The 14,468-nt window shown below is 71.4% G+C and carries 17 protein-coding genes; 8 read left to right on the top strand and 9 right to left on the bottom strand.

The features are described from left to right. Positions 1-318 precede the first annotated feature (318 nt). The 3 genes from E7Z54_RS15490 (at position 319) to E7Z54_RS15500 (ending at position 3,600) form a co-directional block, all read left to right on the top strand. Entirely contained in the window at positions 319-2,496 is a 2,178-nt protein-coding gene (locus E7Z54_RS15490; RefSeq protein WP_136435151.1) for a SpoIIE family protein phosphatase, read from the top strand. Continuing rightward, positions 2,493-2,822: an STAS domain-containing protein gene (locus tag E7Z54_RS15495; protein ID WP_168798362.1), complete on the top strand. Its 330-nt coding sequence runs from the start codon at positions 2,493-2,495 to the stop codon at positions 2,820-2,822. Before E7Z54_RS15490 ends, E7Z54_RS15495 begins: the two co-directional genes overlap by 4 nt. Before the next feature lie 106 nt (positions 2,823-2,928). After that, positions 2,929-3,600 (top strand): PaaI family thioesterase, encoded by a 672-nt coding sequence (locus tag E7Z54_RS15500; RefSeq protein ID WP_136435155.1) that lies wholly within the window; start codon positions 2,929-2,931, stop codon positions 3,598-3,600. 7 nt (positions 3,601-3,607) lie between these two features. Here the strand turns inward: E7Z54_RS15500 and E7Z54_RS15505 are convergent, their stop codons facing one another. Beyond that, complete coding sequence (locus tag E7Z54_RS15505) at positions 3,608-3,979, bottom strand: MmcQ/YjbR family DNA-binding protein (protein ID WP_136435157.1); 372 nt, start codon at positions 3,977-3,979, stop codon at positions 3,608-3,610. Between the two features lie 74 nt (positions 3,980-4,053). Here E7Z54_RS15505 and E7Z54_RS15510 point away from each other — a divergent pair, with 74 nt between their 5' ends. Then, on the top strand, positions 4,054-4,305 hold the full coding sequence (locus E7Z54_RS15510) for a hypothetical protein (RefSeq protein WP_136435158.1): 252 nt from the start codon (positions 4,054-4,056) through the stop codon (positions 4,303-4,305). Positions 4,306-4,319: 14 nt separating this feature from the next. Here E7Z54_RS15510 and E7Z54_RS15515 read toward each other — a convergent pair whose 3' ends face one another. From E7Z54_RS15515 to mca, 3 genes are read right to left on the bottom strand one after another with little or no spacing between them, the layout of a single operon-like run. After that, the gene (locus E7Z54_RS15515; RefSeq protein WP_136435160.1) at positions 4,320-4,970 is read right to left on the bottom strand and encodes a LysE family translocator; all 651 of its coding nucleotides are present in this window, start codon (positions 4,968-4,970) and stop codon (positions 4,320-4,322) included. Next, entirely contained in the window at positions 4,970-5,203 is a 234-nt protein-coding gene (locus E7Z54_RS15520) for an FxsA family protein (protein WP_136435162.1), read from the bottom strand. The genes E7Z54_RS15515 and E7Z54_RS15520 overlap by 1 nt, the downstream gene beginning before the upstream one ends. 12 nt (positions 5,204-5,215) lie before the next feature. Beyond that, positions 5,216-6,115, bottom strand: coding sequence for a mycothiol conjugate amidase Mca (gene mca, locus E7Z54_RS15525; RefSeq protein ID WP_136435164.1), 900 nt, complete (start codon positions 6,113-6,115; stop codon positions 5,216-5,218). 41 nt (positions 6,116-6,156) lie between these two features. Between mca and E7Z54_RS15530 the strand changes: the two genes are divergently transcribed. After that, positions 6,157-6,567 (top strand): DUF4307 domain-containing protein, encoded by a 411-nt coding sequence (locus E7Z54_RS15530; protein WP_136435166.1) that lies wholly within the window; start codon positions 6,157-6,159, stop codon positions 6,565-6,567. Positions 6,568-6,685: 118 nt separating this feature from the next. Continuing rightward, the gene (gene greA / locus E7Z54_RS15535; protein WP_136435167.1) at positions 6,686-7,198 is read left to right on the top strand and encodes a transcription elongation factor GreA; all 513 of its coding nucleotides are present in this window, start codon (positions 6,686-6,688) and stop codon (positions 7,196-7,198) included. A gap of 15 nt (positions 7,199-7,213) precedes the next feature. Here greA and E7Z54_RS15540 read toward each other — a convergent pair whose 3' ends face one another. Next, positions 7,214-8,662, bottom strand: a complete 1,449-nt coding sequence (locus tag E7Z54_RS15540; RefSeq protein WP_240769717.1) for an AI-2E family transporter — start codon at positions 8,660-8,662, stop codon at positions 7,214-7,216. An 18-nt stretch (positions 8,663-8,680) separates the two neighbouring features. Further along, the gene (locus tag E7Z54_RS15550; protein ID WP_136435173.1) at positions 8,681-9,841 is read right to left on the bottom strand and encodes a cystathionine gamma-synthase; all 1,161 of its coding nucleotides are present in this window, start codon (positions 9,839-9,841) and stop codon (positions 8,681-8,683) included. 132 nt (positions 9,842-9,973) lie between these two features. On the opposite strand from E7Z54_RS15550, the gene msrA reads away from it, so the two are divergent. Both msrA and E7Z54_RS15560 read left to right on the top strand, forming a co-directional pair. Next, the gene (gene msrA, locus E7Z54_RS15555) at positions 9,974-10,612 is read left to right on the top strand and encodes a peptide-methionine (S)-S-oxide reductase MsrA (protein WP_136435183.1); all 639 of its coding nucleotides are present in this window, start codon (positions 9,974-9,976) and stop codon (positions 10,610-10,612) included. Positions 10,613-10,681: 69 nt separating this feature from the next. Further along, positions 10,682-12,028 carry an ABC1 kinase family protein gene (locus E7Z54_RS15560; RefSeq protein ID WP_136435185.1) on the top strand — a complete coding sequence of 449 codons (1,347 nt, stop codon included), beginning with the start codon at positions 10,682-10,684 and terminating at the stop codon, positions 12,026-12,028. Here E7Z54_RS15560 and E7Z54_RS15565 read toward each other — a convergent pair. From E7Z54_RS15565 to E7Z54_RS15575, 3 genes are all read right to left on the bottom strand, one after another. Next, complete coding sequence (locus E7Z54_RS15565; RefSeq protein WP_136435187.1) at positions 12,025-12,786, bottom strand: MOSC domain-containing protein; 762 nt, start codon at positions 12,784-12,786, stop codon at positions 12,025-12,027. The two genes, E7Z54_RS15560 and E7Z54_RS15565, sit on opposite strands and share 4 nt — an antisense overlap. A 60-nt stretch (positions 12,787-12,846) precedes the next feature. Beyond that, positions 12,847-13,623, bottom strand: a complete 777-nt coding sequence (locus E7Z54_RS15570; protein WP_136435189.1) for a VOC family protein — start codon at positions 13,621-13,623, stop codon at positions 12,847-12,849. A gap of 65 nt (positions 13,624-13,688) precedes the next feature. Beyond that, positions 13,689-14,468, bottom strand: coding sequence for a TSUP family transporter (locus E7Z54_RS15575; protein ID WP_136435191.1), 780 nt, complete (start codon positions 14,466-14,468; stop codon positions 13,689-13,691).

Consider the following 14,468-nt stretch of genomic DNA (forward strand, 5'->3'; position numbering starts at 1 on the left):
CCTCGAAGTCGCGCCCGACGATCGTCACATCCCGCGCGCAAGGCTGCGGCACGCGAAACGCGCGACAAGCTTCGGCGCGCTTGCTCACGGTGCGACGTAGGACTTGCTGACGGACGGGGGGCCCGAAGGGCGGTCGAATGATCCGCGACCATCGGCGTCGCCGGCCACCGGCGGCACCTGGATCACCCCGCGACGCGTTTCTCACTCGTTCGTGCCGCGCGGCATCGGCTCAGGAGTCTTCCCTGATATCGCGGCGAGCCGGACAGCCTCCGCCGTACGCTCGCGGGACAGACGGCCGGCAGAGGGCTCGGTAGCGCGATGACAGGTCTCGCAGGGAAGAGGGGTTCTCGGTGGACCTTCGGTGCGCGCTCACGCCGGGACCTGGTCCGCTACCTCTCCGCCGTCCTGCTCGTGGGGGTCGCGTACTACGTCGGTGCGCGGATGGGCCTGACTCTCTCGCTCGTCGAGCGCAACGTGACGCCGCTGTGGCCACCCACTGGCATCGCCGTGGCCGCGTTCCTGCTCGGCAGCCGGTCGTTGTGGCCCGGTGTCGCCGCGGCCGCCTTCGCGGTGAACCTGCCGATCAGCGAGGGGGCGCTCGCCGCTGCGGTCACGGCCGCCGGGAACACGCTGGCGCCCCTGGCAGCGGCGGTCCTGCTGGGCAGAGTCGGTTTCCGGCGCCAGCTGGACCGCCGACGTGATGCCCTGGCCATCGTCTTCGTCGGCGCCCTGGCGAGCACGCTCATCAGTGCCACGATCGGCGCGGGGACGCTCGTGGTCTCCGATGCGATCGGGTCGGACCGGCTTCTCAACGCCTGGGCGGTGTGGTGGACCGGCGACGCGATGGGAGTCCTGACCGTTGCCCCGTTCCTGTTGTGCCTGCCGCTCTTCCGCGAGCTCCCGGCGTGGTCGCCGGCGCGCTGGCTCGAGGCGGTGGCCATCCTCGTGGTGGCCGGAGCGACGATCACCTGGGCGGCCCAGTCCGAGCTGCGGGCGCTCTACCTGCTGCCACCCGTCGTGGGCTGGGCGGCGTGGCGCCTCCAGCTGCGTGGTGCCGCGCCGACGGCTCTCGTGGTGTCCCTGGTCGCCACCTGGTCGGCGAGCCAGGCCGATGGATGGTTCGCACGCGAGTCGGTGTTCGAGCGGATGTTCACCCTCCAGACCTTCAACGCCTGCATCGCCCTCAGCTCGTTCTTCCTCGCCGCCCTCGTCACCGAGCGGAACCGGACGGCAGCCGCACTGGAGGCGGCGACCGTCGAGCTCGAGGACCGGGTCGAGACGCGTACTGCGGAGCTGTCCGCCGCGAATGCGCGGCTCCTGGAGGAGATCAAGGAGCGATTCGAGGCCGAGGAGCAGCTGAGCCAGGAAGAGGCCCGGGCACGCCGTGAGCACGAGATCGCCGAGATCCTGCAGCGGAGCCTGCTCCCCGACCGGATGCCGCAGATCCCGGCGGTAGCCCTGGCCGCACGGTATGAGCCGGCCACCTCCGACGTGGAGGTGGGAGGTGACTGGTACGACGTCATCCAGCTGCGCGACGGGCTCATCGGGCTGGCCATCGGCGACGTCGCCGGCCACGGTCCCTCCGCAGCCGCGGCGATGGGCCAGGTGCGCATGGCGCTCCGGGCGTACGCCGTGCAGGACCCGTCGCCGGTCTCCGTGATGAGCGGGGTCCACCGGCTCCTCTCCCACCTCGCGATGCCGGAGATGGTGACCCTGATCTACCTCGTGTTCGATCCGGCCACGCGGACGTTGCGTTTCACCAACGCCGGGCATCCGCCGCCGCTGATCGTCGGCGGCGGGAAGAGCAAGTACCTGGAGAACGGGCTCGCACCCCCGCTCGGGGTGACGGCGGAGCCGGACTACATGGAGTACAGGCAGACCATGTGGGCCGGCTCGACCCTGCTGCTCTACACCGACGGGCTGGTCGAGCGCCGCCGAGAGTCGATCCAGCTCGGACTCCATCGGCTGGTCCGGGAGGCACTCCGCCGGCAGGGCGCCGACGTCGACGAGCTGTGTGACGGCATCCTGTCGTCGCTGATCGAGATGGATCATGTCGCCGACGACGTCGCGCTCCTCGCCATGCGTCCGTTGTCCGTGGCGGGGCGGCCGCTCGCGCTGACCCTCCCCGCGGAGCCCCGGGTCCTCGCGGACGCACGCCGGGTACTACGGCAGTGGCTTCGCGACTCCGCGGTCACCACCGAGGACGAGGACGAGATCCTGGTCGCCTGCGGCGAAGCGTGCGCGAACGTCGTACAGCATGCCTATGCCACTGCACCGGGGAGTCTGGTGCTCGAGGCGCGCATCGTGGAGGGGGCGGTCGAGGCGACGGTGCGGGATCAGGGGGCGTGGCGCGCGCCGGCCGAGCGTGGTGGGGGTTGGGGCCTGCAGCTCATCCGTGGCCTCATGGACTCGGTCGACGTGGACCGCACCGCCGACGGGACAGTGGTGCGGATGCGTCGACGACTCAAGGACGCCGAGCACGGAGGTGGCGGGTGACCGACCTTGCGCACGTGGACGCGACCACGGTCGACAGCACGACGATCGTGCGCGTCCGCGGTGAGATCGACCTCTCGAACGCCGCGGAGGTGCGGGACGCGATCGGAGCCGCGGTGCCCGACGCCACGACCTCGATCGTCTTGGACCTGAGCGACACCGCCTACCTCGACAGCGCCGGCATCGCGATGATCTTCCGTCTCGCCGAGCGACTCGGGTACAACCGCCAGGAGCTCCGCCTGGTGGTTCCGCCGGATGCGCCGATCCGAGCGGTGATCAGGCTGACGCAGATGGACCGGATCATTCCGACGCACCACAGCGTCGACTGACCAACGGGGTACGGCGCCGGGGACTCGAGGAGCAGCCCTGCGTCGCGTCCGCCGTCGCGCTGGACAACGGACTGAACAGGTGACCAGCCTGTGGCAGGGTGGCGCAATGACGATGGAGATGTTCATCCTCGACGAGACCTCGACCGGCGAGGTCGACCGTCGCGAGAAGGTGGTGGCCGCACTCACCGACTCCGTCCGAGACCTCGTCGACGCGACGATCCGGAGCACCGTCGACGACGACGAGATCCTCGCCGTGCGGGAGGAGGTCGACGCACTGGTCAGCCGCCTGCGGGCCGCACAGCTCGCCGGGCCGGCCGGAGTCCGCTACAACGCCGAGGGACGCTCGTGGAACTGGGGCAACGCCGTCGTCGGCCAGCACAACGCGCTCGCTCCCCCGCTGGAGATCGTGCATGACGGCCCTGGCTCGGCCCGTGCGGACGTGGTGCTCGGCGCCGCGTACGAGGGCCCGCCGGGGATGGTGCACGGCGGCGTGGCGGCGCTGCTGCTCGACCAGATCATGGGAGAGACCGCCAGCGGGTTCAAGCGGCTCACGATGACCGGCACCCTCAGCCTCCGGTACCGCCGCGGCACTCCCCTGGGTCCCGTCCGGATCGAGGGCCGGATCGCCTCGGAGTCCGGCCGCAAGATCACCGTCCAGGCCCATCTCGCCGGTCCGGACGGCGAGCCGACGGTCGAGGCCACCGGTCTCTTCATCATCCCGAGCTGGGCGCCGGTCGACGAGAGCGACCGGACCTGGGCGAGGTTCGCCGAGGGCTGAGCGGCGATCAGCCGGTCGGCCGGTCGACGAGGTCGGCCAGCCGTGGTGGCGCCTGGATGCAGAACGAGTCGGTGAGCAGCTCGCCGAGCTCGTCCCAGTCGGTGTCGTCGTCGAGCAGCATGCCGACCACGTTGCTGCCCCACTCCGTCTTGAAGTACGGCGCCCCGAGGTGCTGGAAGGCCATCACCTCGTCCGGCTCGGCACGGAACGTGATCCGGAACAGCTGGTCCTCGCCGCCGAAGACGTGCGCGACCGTCGACCCACCGACCCGCCAGCGGACGCCGACCCAGGCGTCCTCCTCAACGCACTCGGGAAGTCTGCTCATCATGGCGCGCAGCCGCGCGAGGTGGTCGCCGGGGACGTCGGGGCGGTCGGGCACAACAACGAATCTGCCAGACGCCACCGACAACCGTCCGGGGAGTCCACCTCGTCCTGCCAGACGGAGGTGACGTGATGCGTGAGGCTGTGCCGGTGGTGACCGACGAGCGGACCGATGCCGTGCCGGCGTTCGAGGAGTACGTCGTCGCCCGCAGCCGCGCGCTGTGGCGCAGTGCCTGGCTGCTGACCGGTGACCGCCACCGGGCCGAGGACCTGGTCCAGACGGCGCTGATGAAGTGCCGGCGCCGGTGGGGACAGGATCGAGGACGCCGCCGCGGTCGATGCCTACGTGCGACGAAGCAGCCGTCGAGGACCGCCCGGGTCTGACGGTCGGCGGCCGGCTACCTGGTGTCGTGACCGGTGAGGGCCATCCCAACGCCCAGCCCGATCATCGAGGTGCCGCCGATCGCGCCGAGGGCGCTGCCCCGCGAGTGGGAGCCGGCGAACCACTCGCGCGCCCGGCCGGCGGCGAGCGCCCACGCGGTGTCGCAGACCAGCCCCAGCAGCACCGCCAACGTGCCGAGGGTGAGCATCTGCCCGGCCACGGAGGCGCTGTCCGTCGAGCGCTCCACGAACGGCGGCAGCATCGCTGCGAAGATCATGAACGCCTTCGGGTTGCTGACCCCCACCACGAAGCCCTGCCGCACCGCGCGCCAGCCGGTCACCGGCACCCGTTCGGCCCCGGCGTCGCCGAGCCGCATGTCGCGGCGGTGTCGCAGCGCCTGGACCCCGAGCCACACCAGGTAGGCGGCGCCGGCGAGCTTGAGCACGGTGAAGACGAGCAGCGACTCGGCCACGAGCGCGCCCAGGCCGAGGCACACGAGGGCCATCACCACGAACAGGCCGGCGGTGTTGCCGGCGACGCTTGCCAGCGCGACACGCTGCCCGTAGGAGACCGCGCGGCCCACCACGAAGACGACGCTGGGACCCGGGATCACGATCACGACCAGTGCGGCGAGCCCGAAGCCGAGCAGCTGGTCGAGGCCGACCATCAGTCCGTCTTCTCGTCCTCGGACGAGGGGGCGTCGCCGTACACGCCGGCGTCCTTGGCCCGGTCCGCCGTCCGCAGGCTCTTGGTCAGCGCCCACCCGATGATGGCGACCGCGACGATCAGGAAGACGAAGACCGCGAAACCCATCCAGCCGGCCAGCACGTCCTCGTCCTCGGGCGTCTGCTCCTCGACGCGGAGGAGGGCGGAGGCGAGGGTGACGGCGAGCGCGTGCATGGGTCCAGTCTCTCAGGCGTCCAGGCTGATGCCTGTGAAGAGGTCGTCCTCGGGCAGCGTGGACTCGACGAAGGAGGTCACCAGCTCGAAGTCCTCGGTCGGCCAGACGTTCTCCTGGATCTCCCGCGGGATCGCGAACCAGGGCCCGTCGGGGTCGATCTGGGTCGCGTGCGCCAGCAGCGCCTGGTCCCGCACCCCGAAGTACTCCGCGCACGGCACCTTGGTGGTGATCCGAGCGTCCCACTCCGGCTCCGGCTCCCACTCCTTGAGCCGGTCGGCCCAGGGTGACTCGAGCCCGTGCTCGAGCATCGCCTCGTGGATCGCCAGCATCCGCGGTCGGTTGAACGAGTGGTGGTAGTAGAGCTTCAGGGGCTGCCACGGCTCGCCCGCGTCCGGGAACCGCTCGGGGTCGCCGGCGGCCTCGAAGGCCGCCACGCTGACCTCGTGGCAGCGGACGTGGTCGGGGTGGGGATAGCCGCCGCGCTCGTCGTAGGTCGTCATCACGTGCGGTCGGAACTCACGCACGATCCGCACCAGCCGCTCGGTCGCCTCCTCCAGCGGCGCGACCGCGAAGCAGCCCTCCGGCAGCGGCGGCTTCGGGTCGCCCTCGGGCCAGCCCGAGTCGACGAAGCCGAGCCAGTCCTGGCGGACGCCGAGGATGTCGCGGGCCCGCTCCATCTCCTGACGCCGGATCTCGGTGATGTTCTCCCGCACGTCCGGGCGGTCCATCTTGGGGTTGAGGACCGACCCTCGCTCGCCCCCGGTGCACGTGACCACGTGCACGTCGACACCCTCGGCCACGTACTTGGCCGTCGACGCCGCGCCCTTGCTCGACTCGTCGTCGGGGTGCGCGTGGACGTGCAACAGCCGCAGCCCGGTGCGATCGGTCGCGGGCGCGTGAGAGGTCGGCATGCGACCCATCGTAGGAACCGACGGCATGGGAGCATGAACCGGTGAGCAGCACGCCCGATTCCCTCGCCCAGCGGTACGGCGTGCCCTCACGCGGCCGGCGCACGCTCGTGGCGGTCGTGGCCGGTGCGGTGGCGGTCGCATTCCTGGGCTGGCTGGCGTGGGCGACCTTCTTCCACGCCGACCCGGCGGTGTCCTCCCAGGAGATCGGCCACGAGGTCGTCGACGAGCACCTCGCCAGGGTCGAGGTGCGCATCGAGTACGGCGACGAGCCGGTGGACGCGACCTGCTCGCTGCGCGCGATCGCGCACGACAAGTCGATCGTCGGGGAGACCAGCTTCACGCCGGATCCCGATGCCGGACCGATCCACGAGGTCGAGGTCAAGACCGAGCGGCGCGCGACCACCGTCGAGTGGCTCGGCTGCACCGCGCCGGGACAGCCCCGGCCGCGCTGAGCGCTTTCTCCGACGACTCGGCCGGAGTGGCCCCGGTTGGTAGACTCGTACGTTCTGCACCCACGAGGGGTCCCTCGTGAGACCCCTTCACGACAGTCCAGCAGCACAGGAGAACGCGATGACGCAGACCGACCAGGCCGGCGGACAGAACACGATCTGGCTGACCCAGGACGCCTACGACAAGTTGCAGGCGGAGCTGGAGCACCTGAAGGGCCCCAAGCGGGCCGAGATCGTGGCCGCGATCAGCTCTGCTCGCGACGAGGGAGACCTCAAGGAGAACGGCGGCTACCACGCTGCCCGCGAGGAGCAGGGCAAGAACGAGGGTCGGATCGTCCAGCTCGAGGACATGCTGCGTCGCGCCGAGATCGGGGAGACGCCGCCCGACGACGGCGTCGTCGAGCCCGGCATGGTGGTGACGTACAAGTTCGAGGGCGACGACGACGACGAGGCGGAGTCGTTCCTCCTCGGTGCTCGCGAGATCGAGCCCGAGGGCCTCACCGTGTACTCGCCCCAGTCGCCGCTGGGCCAGGCCATCAACGGTCGCAACCGCGGCGAGACGGTCAGCTACACCGCGCCCAACGGCAAGGAGCTGAAGGTCGTCATCCTCGACGCCCGGCCCTACGCCGTCTGATCGGGCGAGCCCGACTCAGGCCGGCTGAGCCTCTTCCGAGCCGTCCGCTCCCGCCGGGGCGGGCGGCTCGGCCATCTCCGCCAGGTGCAGCACCACGGCGTTGGCCGCGGCGGCCAGCGGAACGGCGACCAGCGCCCCGGCGATGCCGGCGACCAGCACGCCGCCTGCGATGGCGATGATCACCCCGAGCGGGTGCAAGGAGACCAGACGGCCGAGCAGGAACGGCTGGAGGACATGTCCCTCGAGCTGCTGCACGCCGATCACCACGGCGAGCATCAGCAGGGCGGTGACCGGACCCTGGTCGACCAGCGCGACGAGGATCGCGACGCTGCCCGCGACGGTGGCGCCCACCATCGGCATGAACGCGCCCAGGAACACCAGCACGCCGATCGCGAGCACGAAGGGCACGTTGAGTATCGCGGCACCGACCGCGATGCCGACGGCATCGACGAGCGCGACCAGCACCGTGGCCCGCACGAACTGGGTCAGCGAGATCCAGGCGACGCGGCCCGAGCTGTCGACCCGTTCGCGCGCGGCTCGCGGGGAGAGCCGCACCACCCAGGACCAGATCCGCTCCCCGTCGGCGAGGAAGAAGTAGGTCGCGAACAGCGCGATGAAGAAGCCCGCGATCACGTGGGTGACCGCCGAGCCGAACGCGGTGACCTGACCCAGCACGGCGCCGTTCTGCGAGCGCTCGCTGATCATGTCCTGGGTGCTCTTGATGTAGTCGTTGATCTGGGAGTCGCTCGCGTTGAGCGGACCGTCGCGCAGCCAGTCGCGGATCTGCTGCAGCCCCTGCACCGTCGATTCGGCCAGGTCGTTGGCGCCGGCCGCGACCTGTTGGCCGGCGAAGGTCAGCAGCGCGCCGACCACGACGAAGCCGCTGATCACGACGAGCAGTGCCGCCAGACCCTTCGGGAACCCGGCCCGGACGAGGCCACGGACGAACGGCGAGGCGAGCGCGCTGATGAGGAGCGCGACCGCGAGGGGCACGGTGACGATCGCGAAGAAGCCGACGAGCTTCATCAGCAGCCATGCCGCGGCGGCGATGATCAGGAGACGCCAGGCCCAGCCGGCGGCGAGGTCCAGGCCGAACGGCACCTCGGCGCGCCGGAAGTTCGAGGGTCCCGTCGCCACCGGCATCGGCTCGGACCGCCGCTCCTCGCGGACCAGCGCCCACTGCTGGGCGAACCGACGGAGCAGGGTCTCGTCGCGCTCTCGCTCGGCCCGCTCCTCCGGCGTCTCGTCCTCGTGGCCACCGTGGTCGCCGTGGTCGCCCCGCAGCCGCAGCCGACGCCGGCGACGCGGGGGCGCATGGTCGGCGGCGTCCGGGTCGACGCCCCGCTCGGACTCGGACTCGGGCTCGGACTCGGGCTCGGGCGCGGGCTGGGGCTCGGGCGCGGGCTCCGGCCGCTCCTCCGGATCAATGGTGCTGTCGGGGACCTCGGGGCCGTCGCTGGTCACTCGTGAAGGCTAGAGCAGTCACCCCAGGGCCCGGTCGAGATCGGCGATCAGGTCCTCCACGCTCTCGATGCCGACGCTGAGCCGCACCAGGTCGGCGGGCACCTCGAGGTCGGTCCCGGCGACGCTGGCGTGGGTCATCCGTCCCGGGTGCTCAATCAGCGACTCCACGCCGCCGAGCGACTCGCCGAGCGTGAACACCTCGGTGGCCCCGCACACCGCGAGTGCCCGCTCCTCGCCCGCCGCGACGCGGAAGGACACCATCCCGCCGTACCGCTTCATCTGGCGGGAGGCCACCTCGTGGCCGGGGTGCTCGGGCAGGCCCGGGTAGATCACCTGGGAGACCGCGCGGTGAGCGCTCAGGAACTCGACGAGTCGCTCTGCGTTGTCGCAGTGCCGGTCCATGCGCACGCCGAGCGTCTTGAGGCCTCGGTGGGTGAGGAACGCGTCGAACGGCCCAGCGACGGCGCCCATCGCGTTCTGGTGGAAGGCGACCTGCTGGGCCACCTCGAGGTCGCGCACGACGAGAGCGCCGCCGACCACGTCGGAGTGCCCGCCGACGTACTTGGTCGTCGAGTGCACCACGACGTCGGCACCGAGCGTGAGCGGCTGCTGGAGGTAGGGCGAGGCGAACGTGTTGTCCACGACGAGCAGGGCTCCGGCGTCGTGCGCGACCGCGGCGAGCGCCTCGATGTCGCCGACGTTCAGCAGCGGGTTGGTCGGAGTCTCGAGCCAGACCATCGTGGTGTCGCCGGGGCGGATCGCGGCACGCACGGCATCGATGTCACTCACCGGCGCCGGGCTGTACTCGAGCCCCCACGCCCGCTCCACCTTGTCGAAGAGACGGTACGTGCCGCCGTACGCGTCGTCGGGGATGACGACGTGGTCACCGGGCCGGCACAGGGCACGCACCAAGGTGTCCTCGGCGGCCAGGCCGGAGGCGAACGCGAAGCCGCGCTCCCCCTCCTCCAGCGCGGCGAGGGCGCCCTCGAGCGCGGTCCGCGTGGGATTCGCGCTGCGGCTGTACTCGTAGCCGCCGCGAAGGCCGCCCACACCGTCCTGCTTGTAGGTGGACGTGGCGTAGATCGGCGGGATGACCGCTCCGGTCGTCGGGTCCGGCTCGTAGCCCGCGTGGATGGCGCGGGTCTCGAACCCACTCTTCTGGCTGCGCTCCTGGCTCACCCCGCGAGCCTACTGTCGACCGGCCGGTTCCGGCATGCCGAGCCCGCCGCGGAGAGCTGCGCAGGCGGCTGGGCGGAGATCCTTTGCCGTCGGGCCGGGTGTGCGCCTTGGCGCGCGGGAGACAATGGGGGCATGTTCTCCCGCCACAGGACCGAGATGGTCGACCCCGCCGCGGCTCTCCCCGGACGCTCCGCACCGGCGTTCCCGCTGCCCGAGAGGCACGAGGTGCTCGGCACGCCCCTGGTCACCGACGAGGTGCCCGAGGGTCTCGAGGTGGCGATCTTCGGTCTGGGCTGCTTCTGGGGCGCCGAGGAGATCTACTGGCAGACCCCCGGGGTCTGGTCCACGTCGGTCGGCTACGCCGGCGGCGTGACCCCGCACCCGACGTACCAGGAGGTCTGCAGCGGCCGCACCGGGCACACCGAGGCCGTGCGGATCGTGTTCGATCCCGACCGGGTCTCGTTCGCCGACCTCGTCAAGAGGTTCTTCGAGGTGCACGACCCCACGCAGGGCATGCGCCAGGGCAACGACGTCGGCACGCAGTACCGCTCCGCCATCTACGTCACCACACCCGAGCAGGAGCAGGTCGCGCGCGAGCTCACCAAGGTGTACGGCGACGAGCTGGCCAACCGCGGCTTCGACCCGATCACCACGGAGATCGCCCCGGCCGGCGCGTACTACTACGCCGAGCCGGAGCACCAGCAGTACCTCCACAAGGTGCCGCACGGCTACCGGTGCCACGCGAACACCGGAGTGCCGTTCCCCGTGTGATCGCGGCTCGCCAGCGCTGGTGCCTTCGCGCCAGCGGCATTGGTTGCGCGGCACCGGAGAATGGGACCCATGGCCGACCTCCCCCGCAAGGCAGCCGCCCGTACCGCGCGCCTCGCTGCCCTTCCCCTGGGCTACGCCGGTCGCACCGCGCTGGGGTTCGGGAGGCGTCTCGGCGGCGCGCAGGCCGATGCGGTGATGAGCGACATCCAGCAGCGGACGGCCGAGCAGCTGTTCCGTACGCTCGGCGAGCTCAAGGGCGGGGCGATGAAGTTCGGGCAGGCCCTCTCGGTGCTGGAGGCGGCACTGCCCGAGGAGATGGCGGCGCCGTACCGCGAGCACCTGACCCGGCTCCAGGACGCCGCCCCACCGATGCCGACACAGACCGTGCGCGACATCCTCGCGGAGGACCTCGGCGAGGACTGGAAGGACCAGCTGACCTGGCTCGACGGCGCACCCGCCGCTGCTGCGTCGATCGGCCAGGTGCACCAGGCCCGGTGGCACGACGGCCGCATGGTGGCGGTGAAGGTGCAGTACCCCGACGCCGGCGCCGCCCTCGAGTCCGACCTGCGCACGCTCGCCCGCGCCGCCCGTGCGATCGGCCCCTTGATCCCGGGCGTCGACATGAAGCCGCTGGTCGAGGAGATCCAGGCCCGCGCCATCGAGGAGCTCGACTACGACCTCGAGGCCGAGGCGCAGCGGGAGTTTGCGGCCGCGTTCCGCGACGACCCCGACATCGTGGTGCCCGACGTGGTCGCCGTCGGCAAACGGGTGCTGGTGACCGAGTGGCTCGAGTCCGCGGGGTCGCTCGCGACGATCATCGCCGACGGAACTCGTGCGGAGCGCGACCACTACGGCGGGCTGTTCGCGCGGTTCCTGTTCTCAGGTCCCACTCGCACCGGCCTGCTCCACGCCGATCCGCACCCCGGCAACTACCGGATCATCCGCAACGACGACGGGACCCCCGGCCGGCTCGGAGTCCTCGACTACGGCGCGATCGCCCGGCTCCCCCAGCGCGGGTTGCCGGCACCGCTGGGTCGCATCGTCCGGCTCTGCGCCGATGGCGACGTCGAGGCGCTGATGGAGGGCCTGCGCGCCGAGGGGTTCGTGAAGGACCGGATCCAGATCGACCCTCACCAGGTCCTGTCGTACCTGGCACCGTTCGCGGAGCCGACGAAGGTGGAGCGCTTCCGGTTCACCCGCGAGTGGATGCGCGAGCAGTTCCAGCGCCTCAACAACCCGAAGGACCCCGCCTACACGGTCACCATCAAGCTCAACCTGCCGGCGTCGTACCTGCTGATCCACCGGACCACCGTGGGCGGCGTCGGTGTGCTCAGCCAGCTGGAGGCGGAGGCGCCGTTCCGGGCGCTGATGGAGGAGTTCCTGCCGGGCTTCGCCCCGACGCAGCCGACGTCCTAGGACACCGTGACCGGATCGCCCGGACGGATCGTCCCCGGGACCACGACATGGGCGTCCACACCGAACCAGGGCTCGCCGCCCGTGCTGGGCCGGTAGCCCGCCAGCGCCTTCAGCAGGGAGCCGTCCTTGGCACCCGTGGTGGGGTCGAGGTCGATCACCCCGCACCGGGGCACGGCCGCTTCGACCGCGACCGTGACGCCGCCGAAGCTCAGCCTGCGGCCGAACCAGCCGTCCTCGACGTACGGCTCGTCACCCGCGTCGACGACCATGGTCATCCGGAACCGGGAGGCCGTGGCGAGCAGATCGGGACGACCCGTGCGATCGGAGAGGTCGCGCAGCGACGCGGTGGTGAGGATGCTGACCGCCGCTCCGTAGACGACGCCCCCGCGCGGGGAGGCGGCGAGGCGGACCGGCCTGCCCACGACGTCGGAGAGCAGCGCGCTGTGCGGGCCGTCGGTCAGACCGTGGGCGACCGAGCGGCCCCAGTAGTCGCAGACCAGCCGTTCGCCGGTGAGGCGGACCGCTCCCGTGACGGTCTCGCTCGTGGGTAGCTCGAGGGCGAGCTCCGCGCCGTCCCAGTGAGCCGTGACGGAGAGGAGCGACCGGTGCTGGACGGTGCGCAGGACCTTGCGGCGCTCGACGTCGACGATGCAGAACGCGCGGTCGCCGACCGGTCCGTGGTCGTCGAACGCCACCTCGTCGAACGCCCGGTGCCGCGTGCCCTTGACGGGTGCGAAGCCGCTCTCGACCACATGCATGATGCCGAGCGTGCCACCCGCGGAGGAGCCGCCCGCAACCGGTCCGGAAGGGGCCCCGGGTCAGGCGGGATCGCTGTCGGTGAGGCAGTAGCTGCGCCCGGTCGGCTCCCTCATGACGGTCCAGCGCCGGTGGACCTCGGCCACCGTGGCCCCGAGCGCGGTGTGCCGGGCGGTCTCGGCGACCCGGTTCGTCGTACCCCAGTCGAGGTGGGCGCGGACCGGGCCCCGGTCGTCCTCGCCGAGCCGCTGGACGAGCAGCCCGAGCGGCTGGCCCCCGCCCGGGCCGAGGAGCATGAACTCCTCGAACTCCGAGGACGGTCGGGGCGTCCAGCCGGTCACCTGCTGCCAGAACCCCAGCTCACGCTCGAACTCCGCGCTCGGAGTGTCGACGGCGACCTGGTGCACCCGCGACTCGTGCCCGCCGGGATGCTTCGTCGCACCCGGCTTTCGCTCGGCCGGATGCGAGACGAAGCAGAAGCGCAGGCCGCCGGGTGAGGTGAGCACGACGTAGCCCACCCCGACGAAGGTCAGCTCGGTGGCGCCGAGGCCGACGGCCCGATCCGCCGCCGCCCGGGGATCGGGCACGTGGACGTCGATGTGCACCCCGTCCGCACCGGCGCTCAGTCTCTGGGTCTTCAGGTAGGCGTCGCCGGCAGCCGGCACGAGCGACGCGAACTCGCCGTCGTCACCGCGCGGCAGCGACAGCCCGTATCCCGTCGCCTGCCGCCAGAACTCCACGCTCGCGTCGTGGTGGGCGGCGCTGTTGTCCAAGAACGCGGTCAGCCAGAGCGGGTTGACCGGGGTCCCGAGGTCCGCCGGGTCCGCGGGGGTGCTCATGTCCTCACGTTAGACGAGGTCGGCGCAGGGACTGCGCCGCGCTGGTCCGAGCTGAGGTGGCGGCATCACCACACGCCGAGGACGCCGCCGCCGATCCGGACGACGAAGGCACTGACGACCACGATGAAGAAGGCACGCACGAACTTCGCGCCACGGGCGACTGCGGTCCGGGCACCGACATAGCCGCCGATCAGGTTGCACGCACCCATCATCAGCCCGACATCCCACAGCACCGCGCCGGTGGGGACGAAGAGGAGCAGGGCGCCGAGGTTGGTGGCGAAGTTCGCCATCCGCGCCTTGGCCGACGCCTCGACGAAGTTGTAGCCCATCAGGCCCACCAGCGCGAACACGAAGAAGCTCCCCGTGCCCGGTCCCAGGGCACCGTCGTAGAGGCCGATGACGAAGCCGACAGCCATCGCGGCCGCGAGGTGCTGGTGCCCGGAGAACCGGAGCAACGTCTCCTCGCCGATCCTCGGCCGAAGCACCACGTAGGCACCCACCACCACCAGCACGACGAGGACGATCGGCTCGAACGCCTCGCGGGGGATGTGAGAGGCCGCCAGGGCGCCCGTGAACGCCCCCGCCAGGGCCAGGAGCATCAGCGGCGCGAACGTTCTGGGATCGGGACGGATGCGCCGGTAGTAGGTCACCGAGCTCGCTGCCGTGCCGCACACCGAGGCGATCTTGTTGGTGGCCAGGATCTGCACCGGGCTGGCGCTCGGGAGCCCCACGAGCAGCGCGGGCAGCTGGATCAGGCCGCCGCCGCCCACCACCGCGTCCACGAACCCGGCCGTGAGCGCCGCGAGCGCGAGCAGTGCGAGCAGGGTCAGGCTGAGGTCGCTCAT

This window comes from Nocardioides sp. (assembly GCF_004803405.1).
Taxonomy (GTDB): Bacteria; Actinomycetota; Actinomycetes; order Propionibacteriales; family Nocardioidaceae; genus Nocardioides; species Nocardioides vastitatis.